At 44.1% G+C, this 20,499-nt stretch carries 19 protein-coding genes and 2 rRNA genes (1 of these 21 only partly in view); 12 read left to right on the forward strand and 9 right to left on the reverse strand.

What is annotated here, in order from left to right:
* The first annotated feature begins 16 nt into the window (after positions 1–16).
* The 4 genes from ON006_RS21920 to cysM all read left to right on the forward strand — a co-directional run bounded on the left by ON006_RS21920 (position 17) and on the right by cysM (position 4,757).
* Positions 17–1,735, forward strand: a complete 1,719-nt coding sequence (locus tag ON006_RS21920; RefSeq protein WP_244824907.1) for an AMP-binding protein — start codon at positions 17–19, stop codon at positions 1,733–1,735.
* Positions 1,736–1,802: 67 nt separating this feature from the next.
* Positions 1,803–2,534: an alpha/beta fold hydrolase gene (locus ON006_RS21925; RefSeq protein WP_244824905.1), complete on the forward strand. Its 732-nt coding sequence runs from the start codon at positions 1,803–1,805 to the stop codon at positions 2,532–2,534.
* 82 nt (positions 2,535–2,616) lie between these two features.
* Positions 2,617–3,825 (forward strand): alpha/beta hydrolase family protein, encoded by a 1,209-nt coding sequence (locus tag ON006_RS21930; RefSeq protein ID WP_244824903.1) that lies wholly within the window; start codon positions 2,617–2,619, stop codon positions 3,823–3,825.
* Positions 3,826–3,884: 59 nt separating this feature from the next.
* Entirely contained in the window at positions 3,885–4,757 is an 873-nt protein-coding gene (cysM, locus tag ON006_RS21935; RefSeq protein WP_244824902.1) for a cysteine synthase CysM, read from the forward strand.
* 110 nt (positions 4,758–4,867) lie between these two features.
* On the opposite strand, the gene ON006_RS21940 is transcribed toward cysM, so the two are convergent.
* Positions 4,868–5,287: a cytochrome B gene (locus tag ON006_RS21940; protein WP_244824900.1), complete on the reverse strand. Its 420-nt coding sequence runs from the start codon at positions 5,285–5,287 to the stop codon at positions 4,868–4,870.
* Between the two features lie 98 nt (positions 5,288–5,385).
* Here ON006_RS21940 and ON006_RS21945 point away from each other — a divergent pair, with 98 nt between their 5' ends.
* The 3 genes from ON006_RS21945 (at position 5,386) to ON006_RS21955 (ending at position 6,848) form a co-directional block, all read left to right on the forward strand.
* The gene (locus ON006_RS21945) at positions 5,386–5,688 is read left to right on the forward strand and encodes a DUF4286 family protein (protein WP_244824898.1); all 303 of its coding nucleotides are present in this window, start codon (positions 5,386–5,388) and stop codon (positions 5,686–5,688) included.
* Positions 5,689–5,915: 227 nt separating this feature from the next.
* Positions 5,916–6,296, forward strand: coding sequence for an HPF/RaiA family ribosome-associated protein (locus ON006_RS21950; RefSeq protein ID WP_244824897.1), 381 nt, complete (start codon positions 5,916–5,918; stop codon positions 6,294–6,296).
* 138 nt (positions 6,297–6,434) lie between these two features.
* A complete protein-coding gene (locus ON006_RS21955; RefSeq protein ID WP_244824895.1) occupies positions 6,435–6,848 on the forward strand; it encodes a MaoC family dehydratase in 414 nt (137 codons plus the stop codon).
* Positions 6,849–6,903: 55 nt separating this feature from the next.
* Here the strand turns inward: ON006_RS21955 and ON006_RS21960 are convergent, their stop codons facing one another.
* A complete protein-coding gene (locus ON006_RS21960; protein ID WP_244824893.1) occupies positions 6,904–7,083 on the reverse strand; it encodes a BF3379 family histone-like protein in 180 nt (59 codons plus the stop codon).
* Between the two features lie 257 nt (positions 7,084–7,340).
* Positions 7,341–8,612 carry an aminotransferase class I/II-fold pyridoxal phosphate-dependent enzyme gene (locus ON006_RS21965; RefSeq protein WP_244824891.1) on the reverse strand — a complete coding sequence of 424 codons (1,272 nt, stop codon included), beginning with the start codon at positions 8,610–8,612 and terminating at the stop codon, positions 7,341–7,343.
* Between the two features lie 186 nt (positions 8,613–8,798).
* Between ON006_RS21965 and accC the strand changes: the two genes are divergently transcribed.
* The 4 genes from accC (at position 8,799) to ON006_RS21985 (ending at position 13,387) form a co-directional block, all read left to right on the forward strand.
* Complete coding sequence (accC, locus tag ON006_RS21970; RefSeq protein ID WP_244824884.1) at positions 8,799–10,304, forward strand: acetyl-CoA carboxylase biotin carboxylase subunit; 1,506 nt, start codon at positions 8,799–8,801, stop codon at positions 10,302–10,304.
* Positions 10,305–10,502: 198 nt separating this feature from the next.
* On the forward strand, positions 10,503–11,552 hold the full coding sequence (gene queA, locus ON006_RS21975) for a tRNA preQ1(34) S-adenosylmethionine ribosyltransferase-isomerase QueA (protein ID WP_244824882.1): 1,050 nt from the start codon (positions 10,503–10,505) through the stop codon (positions 11,550–11,552).
* Positions 11,553–11,642: 90 nt separating this feature from the next.
* Positions 11,643–12,314 (forward strand): 2-C-methyl-D-erythritol 4-phosphate cytidylyltransferase, encoded by a 672-nt coding sequence (locus ON006_RS21980; protein ID WP_244824880.1) that lies wholly within the window; start codon positions 11,643–11,645, stop codon positions 12,312–12,314.
* Positions 12,311–13,387, forward strand: coding sequence for a winged helix DNA-binding domain-containing protein (locus ON006_RS21985; RefSeq protein ID WP_244824878.1), 1,077 nt, complete (start codon positions 12,311–12,313; stop codon positions 13,385–13,387). Before ON006_RS21980 ends, ON006_RS21985 begins: the two co-directional genes overlap by 4 nt.
* On the opposite strand, the gene ON006_RS21990 is transcribed toward ON006_RS21985, so the two are convergent.
* From ON006_RS21990 to ON006_RS22005, 4 genes are all read right to left on the reverse strand, one after another.
* Positions 13,388–14,542, reverse strand: coding sequence for a prolyl oligopeptidase family serine peptidase (locus tag ON006_RS21990; protein WP_244824876.1), 1,155 nt, complete (start codon positions 14,540–14,542; stop codon positions 13,388–13,390).
* 164 nt (positions 14,543–14,706) lie between these two features.
* Entirely contained in the window at positions 14,707–15,849 is a 1,143-nt protein-coding gene (locus tag ON006_RS21995) for an acyltransferase family protein (protein WP_244824874.1), read from the reverse strand.
* Positions 15,850–15,934: 85 nt separating this feature from the next.
* Positions 15,935–16,702 (reverse strand): glucosamine-6-phosphate deaminase, encoded by a 768-nt coding sequence (locus tag ON006_RS22000; protein WP_244824872.1) that lies wholly within the window; start codon positions 16,700–16,702, stop codon positions 15,935–15,937.
* 53 nt (positions 16,703–16,755) lie between these two features.
* Positions 16,756–18,171: a Gfo/Idh/MocA family protein gene (locus tag ON006_RS22005; RefSeq protein WP_244824870.1), complete on the reverse strand. Its 1,416-nt coding sequence runs from the start codon at positions 18,169–18,171 to the stop codon at positions 16,756–16,758.
* Between the two features lie 150 nt (positions 18,172–18,321).
* Between ON006_RS22005 and ON006_RS22010 the strand changes: the two genes are divergently transcribed.
* The gene (locus ON006_RS22010; protein ID WP_244824868.1) at positions 18,322–19,335 is read left to right on the forward strand and encodes a LacI family DNA-binding transcriptional regulator; all 1,014 of its coding nucleotides are present in this window, start codon (positions 18,322–18,324) and stop codon (positions 19,333–19,335) included.
* Between the two features lie 277 nt (positions 19,336–19,612).
* Here the strand turns inward: ON006_RS22010 and rrf are convergent.
* Both rrf and ON006_RS22020 read right to left on the reverse strand, forming a co-directional pair.
* Positions 19,613–19,724: ribosomal RNA gene (rrf, locus tag ON006_RS22015) — 5S ribosomal RNA — on the reverse strand.
* Between the two features lie 161 nt (positions 19,725–19,885).
* Positions 19,886–20,499, reverse strand: a 23S ribosomal RNA gene (locus tag ON006_RS22020) (it continues 2,206 nt past the right edge of the window).

Genomic DNA, 20,499 nt, shown 5'->3' on the forward strand with positions numbered 1-20,499 from the left:
CCTTGTCTCTTACACTATGATTGCGATCTCAAAGGATACCTATCCCTGGCTGAAAAATTACCCGGAAGGCATTCCATATGAAATAAATCCCGACGCATACGTTTCGCTGCTTGAAATGATGGAAATCAGTTTCAGGGACAATGCTGAAAAGGCTGCGTATGTCAACATGGGTAAGGAGATGACTTTTGGCAGATTGGATGAGCTATCGAGAAATTTTGCGGCTTATCTGCAAAGTATCGGACTGAACCAGGGCGACCGCATTGCATTACAAATGCCCAATATGCTGCAATATCCGGTGGCAATGATGGGTGCTCTGCGTGCCGGGCTGGTGATTGTTAACACCAATCCGCTGTACACTCCGCGTGAAATGCAGCACCAGTTTAAAGACTCCGGGGCGAAAGCCATACTGATCCTCGCCAATTTTGCTGTTAACCTCGAAAAGATCATTGAAAATACCAATATTCAGCATGTGATCATTACGGAGATCGGCGATTTGCTGGGCTTCCCTAAAAAGCTCATTGTGAACGCGGTAGTGAAGTACATCAAGAAAATGGTACCGGAATACCATATCAAAAACGCTGTCAGCTTCTCGACCGCGCTGTCCATTGGTTCCGGCGTTACCTATAAGCGACCAAATGTCTCCGGCCTGGATACTGCATTTATACAATATACCGGCGGAACAACCGGCGTATCGAAAGGTGCCATGCTCAACCACCGAAACCTGATCGCTAATGTGGAGGGTATTAATGAATGGCTGATGTCCAAAATGAGGAAATCAGAAACAACCGGGCAGCTTACATTAATTGCCGCATTACCGTTATACCACGTTTTTGCAATGACGATCAATGGATTGTGCGGGATCAAATGGGGCGCATTGAATGTCATGATCACCAATCCTAAGGATATCCCGGCTTTTGTAAAAGAGTTAAAAAAACACCGCTTCAATATTTTTCCCGGCCTGAATACACTTTTCAATGGCCTGTTGAACAATCCTGATTTTGCCACAGTCGATTTCACGGATCTCAAAATCACCATTGCAGGCGGAATGGCGTTGCAAAAAATCGTGGCGGAGCGCTGGGAAAAAGCTACTGGCTGCCCACTGGTGGAAGGATATGGATTATCCGAGACTTCTCCCGTTTTGTCTGTAAACCCGCTGGACGGACATCACAAACCAGGCACTATAGGCTTGCCTTTCCCAAGTACCGAAATGCGTATTTTGAGGGATGATGAAACCTGGGCTACACCTGGTGAGAGAGGCGAAATATGTGCAAAAGGTCCGCAAATTATGCTGGGCTACTACAATCGACCGGACGAAACTGCGAAAGTGATACTGGAAGATGAAAGCGGCCGGTGGTTTAAAACGGGAGATATCGGAATTGAAGACCCTGATGGTTTTTTCAAGATCGTTGACCGCAAAAAAGACATGATCCTCGTATCAGGATTTAATGTATATCCGAACGAAATAGAGGACGTGGTAGCACAATGTCCTGGTGTAATGGAGGTGGCGTGTGTGGGCGTGCCGGACGAAAAATCAGGAGAGTTGGTAAAGATATTTGTGGTCAAAAAAGACCCCGAACTCACCGAAGAAATAGTAAAAGCTTTTTGCAAAGAAAACCTCACAGGCTACAAATGTCCTCGGAAAATCGAGTTCCGCAAGGAGCTGCCTAAGACCAATGTAGGGAAGATACTCCGACGCGCACTCCGGGAAGAAGAAATGGCGAAAGTTGCCAAATAAGGGCAATCTGGAATTAGGTTTATGTATATTTAGGCGAACAAGTTCTCAACCTTGAAAGCCAGAATATATGAATCTACACCGGAAAACTTTGGTATTATTACACGGACATGGCATAGATGATACGATTTGGGACAATCTCGACGCAGTACTAAATGAGTATTTTACAATAGTAAGGCCGAACATTTCGCTCTTCACATTCTGCCAGTCCGTAGAAGATTATGCCGATGAACTTCATCGCTTTATCACCAACGCTAATATCCACAAATGCACGCTGATAGGCCACTCCATGGGCGGCTACATTGCACTCGCTTTCGCTGAAAAATATCCGGGAATGCTGGAAGGTTTCGCGCTATTCCATTCCACAGCTTATGCCGACGACGAAGCAAAAAAACATCAGCGAAACCAGATGATCGAGCTGCTGAAAAATCACGGGGCCGAAACATTCATTAAAAATACCGCAGGTAACCTTTTTGGCGAGCGATACAAAGAACTCTATCCAGAGAGGATCAAAGAACATATCAGCTATTTCGGAAAATTACCTGCTGACGCACTCATAGCGGGTATAGTTGCCATGCGTAACCGTCCCGACAGAACGCACGTCCTTCACTCAATGCCCTTCCCAATATTGTTTATCATTGGTATGCAGGACAAGCTAATACCTTTCGAAAGCCTCATCAGCCTTTCCGAATTCCCGAAACAAAGCTATCCATTCATTCTGGCCGAAGCAGGCCATTTGGGCATGGTCGAACGACCGGATGCGACGGCACGGATGATCACCTGGTACATGGGCAAAATTTAAGTCAGAAAAAACTCAATCTTGTCATCAAAAACAGGTCAGCTTTCGTTATGTATTATTGAAAGCTGACCTGTTTACACTAAATATGCAAAAATTTACTTCCCTGGCCTTTTTCAGAAAATATACCCTTCTTCTTTTCGGGAGTCTCCTGTTACTCAATGCCTGTAAGACCGACAATAATCCGGTCCCGCCTGTTGAGGAAAATCAGTATCTGGAAGAAAGCAATGTCATCACGGAGCTTTCCAAAGACAAGATTATACAACAGGTTAGTTCTCTGGCTCCGTTCGTCTCAGGTTATGTTAAGAACGACGTGAAAGTGTACAAGCTGACTTACAAAACAAAAAATACAGATGGAGTAGAAATCACGGCTTCCGGCGCATTGATACTTCCCGTTACTGATCAGCCCGTTTCCATGATCAGCGTACAGCACGGGACCATTCGTGACGATTCTTCTGCGCCTTCCAATTTTAGTGATAATAGCGAAGCCGCTTCTTTCGGTTCGCTATTTGGGTCTATGGGTTATATCATTGCCTACCCGGATTATATTGGTTACGGAGCATCTAAAGACCTTCCCCACCCTTACGAGCACAGGGCGAGCCTTGCATCGGCTTCGTTGGATATGTTGCGGGCAGCAAAGGAGTTTTTGAGAGATCAGAGTGGTGTGAAATGGGACAACAAACTTTATGTCGCAGGTTATTCCGAGGGAGGATATGCCACAATGTCTCTCCAAAAGAAAATTGAAGAGGAGGCTTCTTCAGAGTTTGATTTGCGTGCATCAAGCTGTGGCGCAGGTGCTTATGACAAAACTGCTTTTATGGAGTATGTTATCAATTCCCCCACGCATGGCATTTCCTCTTATAACACATTGTATCTGTGGGTAATGCTTACTTATGACCGCATTTACAAACTTAACCGTCCCGCCAGTTATTATTTCAAAGAACCTTATACGTCGCGGATCGCCACTTCTGGGGCCAATGTGACCATTAACCAGAGTTTCAACACGATACTCAATGATTCATTCAAAAAAGATCTGAATGATGGTACCGACAAAGGATTTATTGACGCGATCGGAGACAATGATGTGTACAACTGGAAACCCAAAACGCCTACGAGATTGTACCATGGTGATAATGACAAACTGGTATTTTATTTCAATTCCGAAAACGCTTACAAAGCAATGAAAGCTGCCGGTGCGACTAATGTTGAACTTATACCAATTGCAGGAGGTGATCATTCATCATCTCTTCCGTTGTATTTGCTCGGTACACGCGAATTTTTTCAAGCCACCAAGTAGCATCAGAAAACTATAGCGATTTTAAATTGTTATAGTAAACACCACGAATAACTAATCCAATGTCCTCACTTCTTGAACTGGTCGGTAATACACCCCTTGTTGAACTAAAAAGAATAAATCCCAATCCTAATGTAAGAATTTTCGGAAAGCTGGAAGGTAACAATCCGGGAGGAAGCGTAAAGGACAGGGCTGCATATAGTATGATTAAAGGTGCCCTGGACAGGGGTGAAATTAAACCCGGAATGAAATTGGTGGAGGCTACCAGCGGTAATACCGGTATCGCACTGGCCATGATCGCACGCCTCTTCGATCTTGAAATAGAACTCATCATGCCCCAAAGCTCTACTAGAGAGCGGGTACTGACCATGGAAGCTTTCGGTGCCAAAGTAGTACTGACTGAAACGATGGAGAGCGCCAGGGATCTCTCGGAAGAAAAGGCGGCAGATAACAGCTATTTTATGCTGAACCAGTTTGCAAATCCTGACAACTGGAGAGCGCATTACAACACTACCGGTCCCGAAATATGGAGAGATACTGATCAGCAGATCACCCATTTTGTGTCATCAATGGGCACCACAGGCACCATTATGGGTGTTTCCCGGTATTTGAAAGAACAAAACGACGGCATACAGATTGTGGGCTGCCAACCTACCGACGGTTCGAGCATTCCGGGGATCAGGAAATGGCCTGTTGAATACTTACCAAAAATATTTGAACGTGCCCGCGTGGACAGGGTTATGGAGGTGACTCAGGACAATGCAGTACTGATGACCCGTAAACTGGCAAAAGAAGAAGCCGTTTTTGCGGGAATGAGCAGCGGCGGGGCAACCTGGGCAGCCATTGAACTTGCCAAAGAATTGAAAGAAGGAGTGATTGTTTGCATCATCTGCGACCGCGGCGATCGCTATCTTTCGAGTGAGTTGTTTGGATAGGCTTTCGGCAATCGGCCTTCGGCTATCCAAACTGGCTATCGGCAGTCAGTCGTCGGCTGTCAATTAAATACTGAAAGCCGACGGCAGACTGCTGATAGCCGAAAGCCAACTTAGAACCACCCTGATCCCAGGTTTCTGAAAGGCCAGGGTATAGCCACGAGAATAATAACCAGAGCCAAAGCGTAAAAGAACAAAACCGTTCTGTGCTTGTCGGCCCCGCTCAATTTTTTCGAGCGAACCCTTCCCAATGTGATCAGTACAATGGCAATGATCATCATGAACACGTGTTCGATGGAATAAAAACGGAACACTTTCTCGCTGATGAGGTCAAAGTTCACTTTTGGGCTCATAAAATAAAGTATCAGCCCTATCAAAAGTTGGGTGTGAGTAGCAATGAGTGCGAAAAGATAAATTTTGCTGTCTCCCTGTTTAGCTTGTTGCCAGTTGGAGTAAGCTGCGACTATGGCTGCAATTAATAATCCTAATACCACGTAACGAAGGCCCGAATGGGCACGTAGAAGAATATTCATGCTTAAAACTGTTTATGGTGAATAAGTATGCAAATGTAACGCCCAATCGAGATTAAACCGGATATTTGCCGGATCAAGCGTCAATAAATTTTAAATCCATGATCATCTATAACATCACGATCAATATCAGTTATGAAGCTGAAAAGGACTGGCTTCATTATATGAAAACTATCCACATTCCTGAAATACTGTTGATTAGCGCAGTAATGGACTGTCGGCTGCTTCGCCTGCTCACTGAAATCGAAAACGAGGGAGCCACCTACACGAGCCAGTTTACATTCAGGACAATGGAGGATTTTCTGGCTTACCAGACTCACCATCAGGATCCATTTCTGGAACGGCACCATGCTCTTTTTAATGGCCAATATGTTTCCTTCAGGACACTTTTGGAGGAGGCATAATGCCTTTTTCCCTTTGTTTTAGGTCAAAAGAAATATCTGTAAAAACAAGTCCTTTTACTTGACATTAACTTAATATTTACTGTTATTTAATATACCGTTAACATTGATTTAGCGGAAGCGGGCGTCAAATTATTGGAATTTTAATGAATTCGAAACTGAACAAAACTTCCGGCATAAATATTGTGAGAGACGGGTGGAAATATGTTTTACCTTAAAACAAAGTGCTTATGAGACTGCAAATGCAAGCAATTCATTTTGATGCCGATCCCAAGTTGTTGGTTTTCATTCAACAAAAATTAGATAAACTAGATACGTTTTATGACCGTATTACCAGTGGGGAGGTATTCCTTAAGCTCGATAAAAGTGATAGTGCCAAGTTACATACTAAACTTTTGGAAGTTAAACTTTATGTTCCCGGGGGAACCATGTTTGTGAGAGAACAGGGGACGACATTTGAAGAAGCGACTGACTTAGCAGTAGATACACTCAAAATGCAGGTTAAAAAATTTAAAGACAAGCGTAACAACGCCAGAGCGCCCAAAACGATTGATGGGGCGGTTGTGGAAGAAGAAGGCGTTACAGTTCTGGCCGAAGAAACCGAAGAATAATCAGATATAGATATTGTAACTTGGAAGCCGTCCGAAAGGTCGGCTTTCTTTGTTTATAAAGCCGACCATTCCGGCAGGTTTGTATCAATCATATAATTCAGCGAATTTTGACAATCAGTAACAGTAATCCATTTTGCTATGCATATCGAACCGGTTATCGGTGCCTCATTTGAGGAACCATTCAAAATTACGCAGGAAGAAGTACAACGTTTTGCAGACCTGACGGGAGATAATAATCCTATTCACCTCGATGCGGAGTACGCTGCAACCACATCTTTTAAAAGGCCGATCATTCATGGAATGCTGGGAGCGACGATTTTCACCAAAGTGTTGGGTACCCAGTTTCCGGGTTTCGGCTCTATATATCTGAAACAAACGCTCGAATTTTTGAGGCCCATGTTCGTAGAGACCGATTACAAAGCCGTCTTCAAGATCCAGTCAATTAATCCGGATAAGCACATTGCTGAAATTTCAACTGAGGTTGTGGATGTGACTACAAAAAAAGTGGTTACCAGGGGAGTAGCAACGATGATAAACCAGGCGAAATTCTAAAGAATAAGCCCGGGTTATGTAACCCGGGCTCGAAAATTTTCTGTGTGCTTCTGAATTATTCGCCTGTGTTCTTCTTATTCTGAACTTCCGCACGAATATCCTGAGCCAACGTTTTAAGGTCCTGCATGCCTTTGCGAACACGCGTACCAGCTGCTTGGTTACCTTTTGCATAAAACTTATCGAAATCGCCTTCTAGCGAAAGGATCAAATCTTTAACTTCATCAAATCTTGCCATTTTTGTTATCAGTTTTTTAGTTTAAAAATGCCTCAAACACGCCAAAAACGCATGTTTTGACCGAAATTTAGTAATTAAAAGCATTTACGCAACCGAAAAAACAAAAAAAAACACTCCTAAAATGCAATTAATTATTTGCAAATACATAAAATACTGATTATCAAACATTTAACAATAATTTAATTTGTTATTAAGAAAGCAAAAAAAGAGGGCTTTTTTAGAAAAAGCCCTCTGAAAGCACATAATGCCGATTATTGCTATTCTACCTCTTCCTGTACATCCTCTGCCTGGTACACACGATTCTTCAACTTTTCAGCCAAAGTAGTAAATGCATTCAATGTATATTCTACATCTTCCAATGTATGAGAAGCTGTCGGAATGATCCTTAACATGATCTGCCCCTTAGGCACGACCGGATATACAACGATCGAACAGAAAACGCCCATGTTCTCGCGTAGATCGCGCACCATGCGGGTAACTTCCGGTACACCACCCTCGCTATGTAGGAAAACAGGCGTCACTGGAGATTCGGTTTCGCCGATGTTAAATCCACGTCCGCGCAAACCATCCTGCATTGCTTTTACATTTTCCCAAAGCTTAGAGCGAAGTTCCGGCATAGTCTTGATCATCTCAAGACGTTTGCGGCATCCTTCTACGTACGGCATCGGAAGAGCCTTTGCGTAGGTTTGAGAGCGCATATTATATTTTAGGAACATGATGATCTCGGGATCATCGGAGGCAATGAATGCTCCAATAGCAGCCATTGACTTCGCGAAAGTGGAGAAATAAAGATCCACCTCTTTCTGAACGCCCAATAGCTCACCAACTCCCGCACCTGTTTCGCCCATCGTCCCAAAACCGTGTGCGTCGTCCACTAATAACCGGAACTCATATTTTTTCTTTAATTCGACAATCGCCTTCAGATCACCCACCTTACCTGACATACCAAAAACACCTTCGGTAATAACCAGTACACCTCCACCCTTTTCATTGGCAAGCTTGGTCGCGCGGATCAGGTTCTTTTCAAGGCTAGCCATATCATTATGGTTAAACTTGTAATACTCCCCTAATTTGGCTTTGTGCAGACGGATACCATCAATCAGACATGCGTGAGACTCAGCATCATAAACAATCACATCGCGGTGGTCGCAAAGACACTCAATGGCCGACATCACTCCCTGATAGCCATAATTCAACAAAAAGGCGTCTTTTTTACCGACAAATTCCGCCAGTTCCTTTTCAAATGTCTCATGCAAAGTAGAGTTCCCTGACATCATGCGGGCTCCCATTGGATAGGCCAGTCCCCATTTCGCCGCAGCTTCAGCGTCAACTTGTCTTATTTCCGGATGATTGGCTAACCCCAGATAATTATTAAGGCTCCAATTCAACACCTCACGACCCATAAATCTCATGCGCGGCCCCAACTCTCCTTCCAGCATAGGAAAAGAAAAATAGTGATGACTATTCAGCATTTTGGCAGGAGTCCCGATCGGGCCTGAGTTGTTGCGCAATTTCTCGAAAATATCCACTCTCTTTTATTTAATGTTGGGTAACCAATGTTATAAATGTTAGATAAATGCAAAATTAAAAAAAATAAGCTTACTTTAATACAATCCTACCCTTGCCCCTGGTTGTAAGTTAGTAAAATAATAAAATTAGCACTTTTACTATCGGACATCATTTGGACAGTGTACCACTAATCAGGATTTTATTTCATGTCTTTAATCAAAAAAATACTCGTCGCGAACCGCGGGGAAATTGCTTTGCGTATTATGCGTACCGCCAGGGAGATGAATATTGCGACGGTAGCCGTTTTCAGCGAAGCCGATCGGAAGTCGCCACACGTCCGCTATGCTGATGAGGCAGTATGCATTGGCCCAGCGCCTTCGTCAGAATCTTATCTGAATATGCCGAAGATTCTTCAGGTATGCAAAGACCTCGGTGTGGACGCAATACATCCCGGATATGGGTTTCTGTCCGAGAATGCTATTTTCGCAAAAAAGGTACAGGATGCAGGGCTTATTTTCATTGGTCCATCACCGGAAGCAATAGAAGTAATGGGAAGCAAGCTGGCCGCCAAACAAGCCGCCTCTCGCTACAATATCCCGATGGTACCCGGTACTGCGGAAGCGATCGAAGACCGGCAGCAGGCCAAGGAAATAGCCGGAGCAATAGGCTATCCGATCCTTATCAAGGCAAGTGCCGGAGGTGGTGGAAAAGGAATGCGGGTGGTGAACAATGAACGCGAATTTGATGAACAAATGGACCGGGCTGTCAGTGAAGCATTGTCTTCTTTTGGCGACGGGTCTGTGTTTATTGAAAAGTACATTTCTTCTCCAAAACACATTGAAATACAAGTTCTGGGAGATCACCACGGCAATATCATTCATTTATTCGAACGGGAATGCTCGATCCAGCGGCGGCATCAGAAAGTAGTGGAAGAAGCTCCGTCTATCTCCATCAGTCCTGAAATCAGGAAGGAAATGGGCCGTTGCGCCGTCGATGTTGCCAGATCGTGCGGCTACTATGGCGCGGGAACGGTGGAATTTATCATGGACGAAAACCGGGGTTTTTACTTTCTCGAAATGAATACCCGATTACAGGTAGAGCATCCGGTGACCGAGCAAATTACAGGCATAGACCTGGTGAAGCAAATGATCCTGATCGCAGAGGGCAATGCGCTGGAAATTCAGCAAGACGACCTGGCTATCAATGGCCACGCCATTGAAATAAGGGTATACGCAGAGGATGCTACCAATAACTTTTTACCAGATGTAGGAACATTGCATACTTATGTAAAGCCTGATGGGAATGGCGTGAGGGTCGACGATGGCTTTGAACAGGGCATGGACATACCTATATATTATGATCCCATGATCGCGAAGCTCATTACCTATGGTCAAAACAGAGAGGAGGCTATCGCCAAAATGGTCCGTGCCATTGACGAATACCATATTTCAGGTGTTCAAACTACCCTTCCTTTTTGCCGGTTTGTAATGAATCATGAGGAATTTACATCCGGGAGGTTTGATACCAATTTCGTGGCCAGCTATTTTGATCCTGAAAAGTTAAAAAACAATGCAAATGAAGACGAGATTCAGCTGGCAGCTGTCATTTCAGCGATGTTAACAAAGAATAAAAAAGAAATAGAACCCGTTCTGAATGAGCCAATAGCAGAAAATGCGTCGAAATGGAAAAACCGCAGGTTTCATGGGCAGTAAAACCCGTCGGCACTATTGGATTTTCAGGAAAAATTTCATACTTTTGCGGTCTTAATTTTTTGTAATGTCAATTATATAAAAATTACAGAATTTGGAACCCGTATGCAAGTATTCCTGGTATTACATTTTCTTTCATTAGAGTGACTTGCAGATTGACATATTGTCCTACGACTAAAGATATTCACTGATTATCCAGCTATGAAGCTATCCGAATTTAAGTTTGATCTTCCCCAAAGTTTAATTGCACTTCATCCTTCAGACCGCGGCGAGTCCCGCCTAATGGTTGTTCACAGAAAAACAGGAGAAATTGAACATAAAACATTCGCCGATCTGATCAATTATTTTGACGACGGTGATGTAATGGCCATTAACGACACTAAGGTTTTTCCAGCCCGTTTATACGGACAAAAAGAAAAGACCGGCGCTAAAATCGAAGTATTCCTTTTGAGAGAACTCAACCGTGAAATGCGGCTTTGGGACGTGTTGGTTGATCCTGCACGTAAAATAAGAGTTGGAAACAAGCTGTATTTCGGAGATAGTGACCTGGTTGCTGAGGTAATCGATAACACTACTTCACGTGGACGTACGATCCGTTTCCTTTACGATGGAGACAATGACGCGTTTATGAAATTGGTAGACGAGTTGGGCGAAACTCCGCTTCCTCCCGAAATCATTTCACGCCGTAAAGTAGAAACTGCTGACCGTGAACGTTTTCAGACAATTTTCGCTGAACATATCGGCGCAGTAGCAGCTCCAACGGCTGGTATGCACTTTACCAAAGCGATTATGAAACGTCTTGAAATAAAAGGCGTCAATTTTGCACCGGTTACTTTGCATGTAGGCCTGGGTACCTTCCGTACTGTGGATGTCGAAGATTTGACAAAACACAAAACAGATTCTGAGAATTACAGGATCACACAAGGAAGTGCCGACATTGTAAATGCCGCAATTGACTCGAAAAAACGCATTTGTGCAGTTGGTACTACTTCTTTGAAAGCGGTTGAATCTTCTGTTTCTGCAAGCGGGCATTTGAAAGCTGTTGAAGGCTGGACGGACAAATTCGTTTTCCCTCCTTACGATTTCAAAATTGCCAATGCGCTTTTGTCGAATTTTCAGCTTCCTGAATCAATTCTGTTGATGTCGGCATGTGCGTTCGGAGGATTTGATCTGGTTATGAAAGCATACGAGCTTGCTATCAAAGAGAAATATAAATTTTTCACATACGGTGACGCAATGCTGATCATCTAGCATTCGCGCAAAACAAGATTCCGGTCATTTATGGTCAAGGGTTTATATCCTGATGCGTAAATGACCATTTTTTTAATAATCCGTTGATATATGCAGGAATACGCAATTATTGTCGCCGGTGGAAGCGGAAGTCGAATGAAATGCGACATTCCCAAACAATTCCTGCTCATTAAGCATCAGCCCATTCTGATGTACACGATCAAAGCTTTCAGAGCTTATTCGGAAAACCTAAATATCATTGTTGTACTCCCCGAAGATCAGTTTGAATATTGGTATCAGCTCTGTTATGAGCATTCTTTTACAGAAAAATATAGTCTGATTCCTGGTGGGGAAACAAGGTTTCATTCCGTTAAAAATGGTTTGGAAAGCATTGATAGCCAAGCCGGCCTAGTCGCTGTCCACGATGGTGTTCGCCCCATTATCAGCAAAGAAATCATTGCGGACAGTTTTGAAAAAGCAGCCAGATACGGAACAGCGGTAGTAAGTGTTCCTCTTAAAGATTCCATCCGGTCCGTGGAAACCGCAACAAGCAACAAAGCTGAGGACCGAACAAAGTTCAGGCTGATCCAAACTCCTCAAACTTTTCGGCTGGATTGGATGCGCGCTGCTTTCTCGCAATCTTACCAGGAAGTATTCACGGACTGTGCAAGCGTACTGGAATCGGCCGGCCATCCCATTCAAATGATCGATGGGGCCTATGAAAACATTAAGATCACAACCCCGGAAGATTTACGCTGGGCAGAAATATATCTTAATCCATGAACATTGACGATATCACGACGCGACGGCTGCAAAACCAGCTCATTTCTGACACCAGGCTCAAAACTCCCGCTCAGGTAGTTTCGTGGCTGGGGGCGATCCAGGCGCAGGATTATCTGGGCGCCAAATGGTCCTTAGGTTTACGTTTACCGGGTTTCAAAGAGTCTGACATTGATAAAGCCATTGCCGACAAGTCTATTGTCCGTACCTGGCCAATGCGGGGAACGCTACATTTTGTAGCTTCTGAGGATGCTCGCTGGATGTTGAGATTGCTCACCCCGCGCATTATCAGCGGCTCGGCAGGTCGTAACAGGCAACTGGAACTGGATGATACCGTTTTTAACAAAAGCATGGATTTGCTGCTTAAAGCCATGGAAGGCGGAAAGCAACTGATGCGAAATGAGGTCTATCAGTTACTGGAAAATAATGGAATCGCCACTACCGGCCAACGTGGTATCCACATCATTAATTATCTGGCGCAAAAACAGGTCCTTTGCCATGGCATGCATAATGAAAAGCAACCTACTTACGCACTATTTGATGAATGGATAGCGGTTTCCAAAGACCTTGAAGGGAAAGAAGCACTGGCTGAACTTGCATTGCGCTATTTCAAAGGTCATGGTCCTGCGACGATCAAAGATTTTGAATGGTGGTCCGGGCTAAAACTTTCGGACGCCCGCGAAGGTCTGAACCAGGTTTCTTCACAACTGGAAAGTTTCGATTTAGGTGGTAAAACCTACTGGTTTGCTGCCGAAACAGCCGAGTCTCCAAAACCCAATCTGGCTTATCTCCTACCCGGTTTTGATGAGTATATGCTGGGATACACGGATCGCTCCGTAATCCTCAATGTTGCGCATTCTCCCAAAATTGTTCCAGGTAATAATGGCATGTTTATGCCCACAATCGTCATCAATGGTAAAGTGGGCGGAACCTGGAAACGCGTTTTGAAGAAAGACACCGTACAAATTGAGATAATACCATTTGGGAAACTGAATCTTGCGAAAAAGAAATCCATAGAAACAGAAGCCAAAAAATACGGAAAATATCTCTCCCGAAATGTTACGGTAATCTTTTGATCAGAGCCATTTGTCAAACCATTCAAAGGCATCTTTCTGCATTGCCTCGTCAAATTTGTGCGGACCGTCGTAAAATTTGGCCGCATATTTATCTGAAGCATTTGCCTTTTTATATACTTCTCCCAAAACAGCATCTGCCTTTTTCATTTCTTCCAAAGTATAAAGCTCGTCTTGGTTATTATTCTGAACCAATGTTGGCAAAGGAACCCTGAGACCTAAAATCTCCGGAAAGTCAAGGTATTTTGGAAGCAATGGTGTGTAGGTCATCCAGGTATGATTAAAGGATTTGTTCAGAATTAAATCCGTCCAGGTCGTCATAAAGCCTACACAAACAGCGCATTTGATCCTCGGATCCATACCCGCCAGATAAACAGTCCGTAAGCCACCACCGGAGAGGCCGCCACAGCCTATACGTTTAGGATCAACATCTTTTCTACTGCTTAGAATATCCAGCGCAGTCTGATCTTCTGACAAAAACACCCCTGGCCAGGTAGTACCCGCACTGAACAATGATTTGCTCATCACGTGCTCATGTTCCGACGACCAGCTGTTATACGTTTCAATATTCTCAGCTTTCTCGGGATCGGCATCACTTTTACCAGCCGTATTGACCCCGCCCCAGTCCAAACCTTTCACATCTTCAAAAAACACCCTGCGACTGCCAAAAGCAAAAGTATCATGGACAAGTACCACATATCCCTTTTTTGCGATCTCATTCGCCCAAGCTTTTCCGCCATAATCGGTGACCTGATGTTCTTTTAAAAGGGGATGCTGATCGTCCGAAGTTTTGACGATTTTCCGGTATCCAAAATATTTCTTTCCTGCGTGGTCGTGTAGCCCAAGAATGGCTGGCAACGGCTTGGTAACGCCTTGTGGTTTCAATACCACCGCTCTGGTAGGCCTTCCATAAGGCAGCTGCCAGGTTATTTCTTCTATTTCCAGGCCATCGTAAACATACTTTCTTTCAACAGTAACTTTTGGAGCAGCCGTTTTGGGCGGGCTCGAAATCAATTCTGTCGTCTTGCTTATTGCTTCCTTTTGCCAGGAAGCCTGATTTGTCCACTTACTATTTCTGAATGAAAGCGCTGGTACTTTGGGTTGCAGCGATGCGGCCCATTGCCCGTAACCTCCTATAAGACTTTTATCTGATGCCATCGAAGGGATATTTGTTACGTTCGTATCTGGTAAGAAAGCTTCTGTCAATAAATCTGTTCTAAACAGAAACGGTAATGATGCTGAAAAGACAGAAGATTTAACAAACTGCCTTCTGGCGATTCGATCTTCCTTTTTTTTTGAAGGCTCCTGTTTCATAGGGTTAACTAAACTTTGACAAATATCTTGTGCCGGTATAAGAAATAAAGAAAGAGCCACACCAGCACAAACCCACCCAATGCATTGAACACTTCATGCCACTTATCCGGAGAATGCTTATAAATTCCTTCAAAAAGTAATTTTGAAGACGCATTAAAATCCACGAACCTGACCGCCAGATAAATAACCAATGAATTCATACCAATTACCCGAAAGAAAAAAGCCCATTTATTGAATCCCTTTACATCAATGATCCAATAAAAAATCGATAGGATGGTAAAGGCCATTCCGCTTGTAAGCATAATGAATGAACTGGACCACAGATGTTTATTAATTGGAATAAGCGCATTCCAGAACAATCCGGCTATAATTCCGGTGAGTCCCAGGGCCAACAATCGTTTGAGTTTGTCGCCTGAAGAAATAGTTCTCATCAGAATATCGCCGGCAAGTGTACCGAAAATGGTCAGGCAAAGGGCTGGGAATTGAGTAATAAGAGCCAGCTCGTCGTAGGTACCCTGTTTCAATTTACCTGGCATAAAATTTCTATCGATCCAGCCGACCAGATTTCCTTCAAAAGAAAGATCTCCTGACCCAAATCCAGGGACGGGAATCAGGATCAAAGCAAGGTAGTATAATACCAGAATGCCTATCCCAATGTAGAGCCTTTGCGTCCAGTTGAATTTCATATAAAGCAGCGCCGCAATGAAGGTAGCAAGTCCTATTCGACCCAAAACGCTGCCATAGCGAATGTGAGCCGGATCAAAAATGTCCATAGGAGCATTCTTGTCCAGAATACCCAGTGCAATCAGGATCAGCATTCTTTTGAAAATCTTGCTCCGTATCTCCCCCGGCGGCATTCCTTTCGCCAATCCTCCGGAAATACTGAATGTGAGCGAAGTACCCGCGAGAAATAGAAATAACGGGAAAATAAAATCAAAAAAGGTAAAGCCATTCCATTCAGGATGCTCAAATTGTGCTGAAACCGCATCGATAAACGAGATACCAGTTTTCCCTCCCAAAAGGAAAATGAATGCTCCGCCTCCCGAAATCATGAGCATATCAAACCCACGCAATGCATCGATGGATGCCAGTCTTGAAGGCTTGTATAATTCTTTGATCTCAGGTTGAACAGTTGCAGGTGTGGCTTCCATGATTTCTCCTTTTTATTTTTAATAGAAGTACCTCAGTTACTGTTTTTTACCTGTTAGCATTCCAATCTCGCGATATTCCCGTTGCTCACTTTGAATAGTTCTCATTCTGTAATGTTTGCTCAGGTAGAAATTGGGCTGAATTTTTATCAAGAAAAAAAGTACAGCTTGGATGCAATTGCAGGATGCTTGCCGGAAACTGGTTGCTAACCTGATTTTCGAGACTATTTTTTACCGCTAGTGCCTTTCTGGCGTCAGGTACAGAACAAATAATATGAGCTGATTTCATGATTTGCCTCACAGACATACTTATCGCTTGCAAAGGAACTTCGTCCAATGAAGCGAACCATCCTTCACCCATCTGCTGCTTGCGGCAGGGTTCATCCAGATTCACTACCAGATACGGTTCCTCGGTGTCAAAATCCGCAGGAGGATCATTAAAGGCCAAATGCCCGTTTTCGCCAACACCTACGAGTGCAACATCAATCGGGTGCTCGCTGATAATTTTTCCTAAATGAGCTGTTTCAGTCACAAGATCATTTTCTCCATTGATCAGATAACTGGCTTTCAACTGAGGTACTTTGGCAAGGAAACGCTCTTTTAAATATTTCCTGAAACTGGCAGGATGCGATAACGGTAGACCAATATACTCATCCAAATGGAACATCGTAACCTTCGACCATTCGATCCCTTCTTCCGCGATCAGTTGATTGATGGTTTCAAACTGGCTTGTTCCTGTGGCAAGGATAATGTTTGCTTCTCCTTTTTCACTGATCACATTTCGTATCAATGTTCCTGCGTAGCGTCCAGCCTCACGGCCTAGTTCCGCGCTGGTACCTGAAATTACTACTTTCATTTACTACAAATTTTTAATCAAAACTGAAACAAAATCTCGTATCTAACGAGAAACTATGACTTGACTCCTGTATTCCCACCTGCTTTCAATGCGATGTCAACGGGTACATTGTTCTTCCATGAACCATTTGTAAAGTCCGGAATGTCAATGGAGTTAGATTTGTTAGCGACCGACCATTCACTCAGTGGTGAAATAACGCTCCATGAAGCTGCATCATAAACGTCCTGATCCAGCGGTAGTCCGTTTCTCAAACAGTCGATTAATCGCCAGTCCATCAGAAAATCCATTCCTCCGTGCCCACCAACTTTCTTGGCAAGTTCTCCTACTTTTTTAATTATTTCCGGCTGATACTTCGCTTCGAGTGCCTTGAAATCACTTTCATTCACCCATTCATGTCCATGGGATATTCTGCCTGGCATACCATTGTCAGGCAATGGATATTTCTGAGCAGTACCTTTCGTACCACTGATCAAATGCAATCTTGAATAGGGGCGGGGCGAAGATACATCATGCTGTAACATGATAGTTTTCCCTTTCCTGGTTTTGATAGTGGTAGTATTCATATTTCCTCTGAACTTCTTACCGGCAAATTGCTTAAACGCAATATCGTCAGCAGCAAGCTGATTTGCCTTCGCTTCCAGCATAAAATCATTACTGGCCATCGAAACCAGATAATCCATTTTGTCACCCCGGTTAATATCAAGAATCTGAGCCACCGGCCCCAATCCATGAGTAGGATACAAATTCCCATTCCGTTGATTCTCTTTCAGACGCCATAGATCATATCTTTTATCCTTTTGAAAAAGTGAGTCGAAAATATCATGAATATAGGCTCCTTCTACATGGACAATTTCCCCGAAAAAGCCTTGACGGGCCATATTCAGTGTTAACAATTCGAAAAAATCGTAACAACAATTTTCAAGCATCATACAATGCTTCTTCGTTCTTTCAGAAGTTTCCACCAGTTTCCAGCAATCGTCAACAGTAGTCGCCGCTGGGATCTCTACTGCCACGTGCTTGCCATGTTCCATTGCATATAGTGCCATAGGCGCGTGCAGATTCCAGGGAGTGCAAATGTATATAAGGTCCACATCGCTGCTTTCGCACAATCTCTTCCAGGCATCAGCCGAACCCGTATAAACCTGAGGGCTATGGCCCGCTTCTTCCAGCTGCTTTCTGGCACTGTTTGCCTTCTCAGGAACAATGTCTGCGACGCCTTTAACCTGTACATTTTCGAGATGAACAATTCTTTTAATAGCCCCACCGCCACGATTCCCCAAGCCGATATAACCAATTCTGATTGTATCAATTTTAGGTGCCGCATAACCACTCATATTAAAATATTGCTTACGATCGGCAGATGTACTTGGTGACATTGGTTCTTTTGATCCTGCATTGACAGCGATACCGTTACCAGCAAGCCCTATTCCACTAAAACCAGCTATTTTCAAGAATTCTCTCTTTTTCATTGTACGTTTTAAGTTACATGCCATAAACATATATATCTTACATTCACAATTTTACAATGTTTTATAGCGCCATTCTACATATTTACATTAAATAGTAGCGAGAACGTTATCGATAACAAAACGCTACGATTAAATACGACTGGGATTTTGATGGCTAAAAAATATACAACGATTAAAGACATTGCAAAGGCTCTCGGAATATCCGTGGCAACGGTATCACGTGCAATGAGAGACGCGTATGATGTGAGTCCGGAAACAAGAAGACAAGTTCTGGAAGCTGCTTCAATTATGAAGTATCGTCCCAATTTTAATGCAACGGGCCTGGTAAAAAGCAGCACTCATAAGATCGGAGTCATTATTCCGGCGATAACCAACTACTATTTCTCCACGGTTATAACGGGCATTCAGGAATTCGCCCTTGAAAAGAGGTATAACATCATTTTACATCTCACTAATGACTCCGCTGAATGGGAAACGAAAATTGTCCGGGAATTGTCACTCACAAGCATTGATGGTATTTTGGCCTGTATAAGTTCCGAAACTGACGATTTGGGCCATTTTCAGGAGCTTATTGATGATGGCCTGCCAATGGTCTTCTTTGATCGGGCCGCGAGTTCCATCCTTACCTCCAAAGTGGTTCAAGATGACTATCAGGGTGCCCGCATAGCAACCGAACATCTGATAAAATGTGGCTATAAAAAAATTGCCCACATCACCGGACCGTCGGGACTTGGCTTAACACAAAATCGGCTTCGTGGTTATCATGACACTCTTGAAAAGCATAACCTTACTTCATTTGGGATTATACACTCAGGATTTAGCCGAGCAGATGGTGAAAAAGACCTGGATCAACTATTTTCGACAAATGAAGAATTGCCCGACGCTATCTTTGCCGTAAATGACCGCAAAGCCATAGGCGCAATGTTGGAGCTTAGAAAAAGGGGAGTTATAGTTGGAAAAGACATCGGGATTATTGGATTCACTAATGATCCCATTTCAGAAATCATCTCTCCAACGCTCACAACCATTGCGGAACCCGCCTACGAAATCGGGAAAAAGAGTTGCGAACTACTTATCAGACATATTCAAAAGAGCAGTTTCCCTATTCAGGAACTGATCCTCCCTACAGAGCTAATTGTAAGAGAATCGACTATGAGACTCTGATAAGCTTTAAACATACAAAAAAAGACCATTCTTATGAGACGGTTTTTGAGATGGTATTGTGGCGGCTACCTACGCGGCCCGACCTACTTCACCAGGTTTGATCGGGGACGCCCAGTCCAAGTATCATCGGCGGTTCTGGGTCGGGCCACGCTGGCTGGGCGCCCCCGGCTTAGGCAGCCCCGCTTAACTTCTCTGTCCGGGCCGGGCTCGCGGGCGAGTGGAAAGAGGTAAACACAAAAAAAGACCATCCTTGTGAGATGGTCTTAGTATAATGGTATTGTGGCGGCTACCTACTTTACCAGGTTTGATCCAAGTATCATCGGCGGTTCTGGGCTTAACTTCTCTGTTCGGGATGGGAAGAGGTGAACACCAGGCCAATAGCCACCAACAAGGTCTTTGTTGGTTATTAGCAACAATATCTTTGAGTTAGAGTTTAAAGTCTATGAGTTTAAAGTTTATGAGTATTCTTTACTCATTGACTCATGAACTAATAAACTTATAGGCTCATTTCATGTCATATTGGAAGTAGAAGAGAAAAATAAGAAGTGTAATGTGCAAGCTGTTGGGTAATTAGTACTGCTCAGCTGAATGTATTTCTACACGTACACCTGCAGCCTATCAACGTCGTAGTCTACAACGACCCTTATGTGGAAGATTCATCTTCGGGCTAGTTTCGCACTTAGATGCTTTCAGCGCTTATCTATTCCCCACATAGCTACCCGGCCATGCCACTGGCGTGACAACCGGTTCACCAGCGGTGGGTCCACCTCGGTCCTCTCGTACTAAAGGCAGCCCCCGTCAATCTTCCTACGCCCACCACAGATAGGGACCGAACTGTCTCACGACGTTCTGAACCCAGCTCGCGTGCCACTTTAATCGGCGAACAGCCGAACCCTTGGGACCTTCTCCAGCCCCAGGATGTGACGAGCCGACATCGAGGTGCCAAACCTCCCCGTCGATGTGAGCTCTTGGGGGAGATCAGCCTGTTATCCCCGGCGTACCTTTTATCCTTTGAGCGATGGCCCTTCCATACAGAACCACCGGATCACTATACCCTGGTTTCCCACCTGCTCGACCCGTCGGTCTCACAGTCAAGCCTGCTTGTACTATTGCACTCCACACACGGTTACCAAGCGTGTTGAGCAGACCTTTGGAAGCCTCCGT

The organism is Dyadobacter pollutisoli, assembly GCF_026625565.1.
In the GTDB taxonomy this organism is placed as follows: Bacteria; Bacteroidota; Bacteroidia; order Cytophagales; family Spirosomataceae; genus Dyadobacter; species Dyadobacter pollutisoli.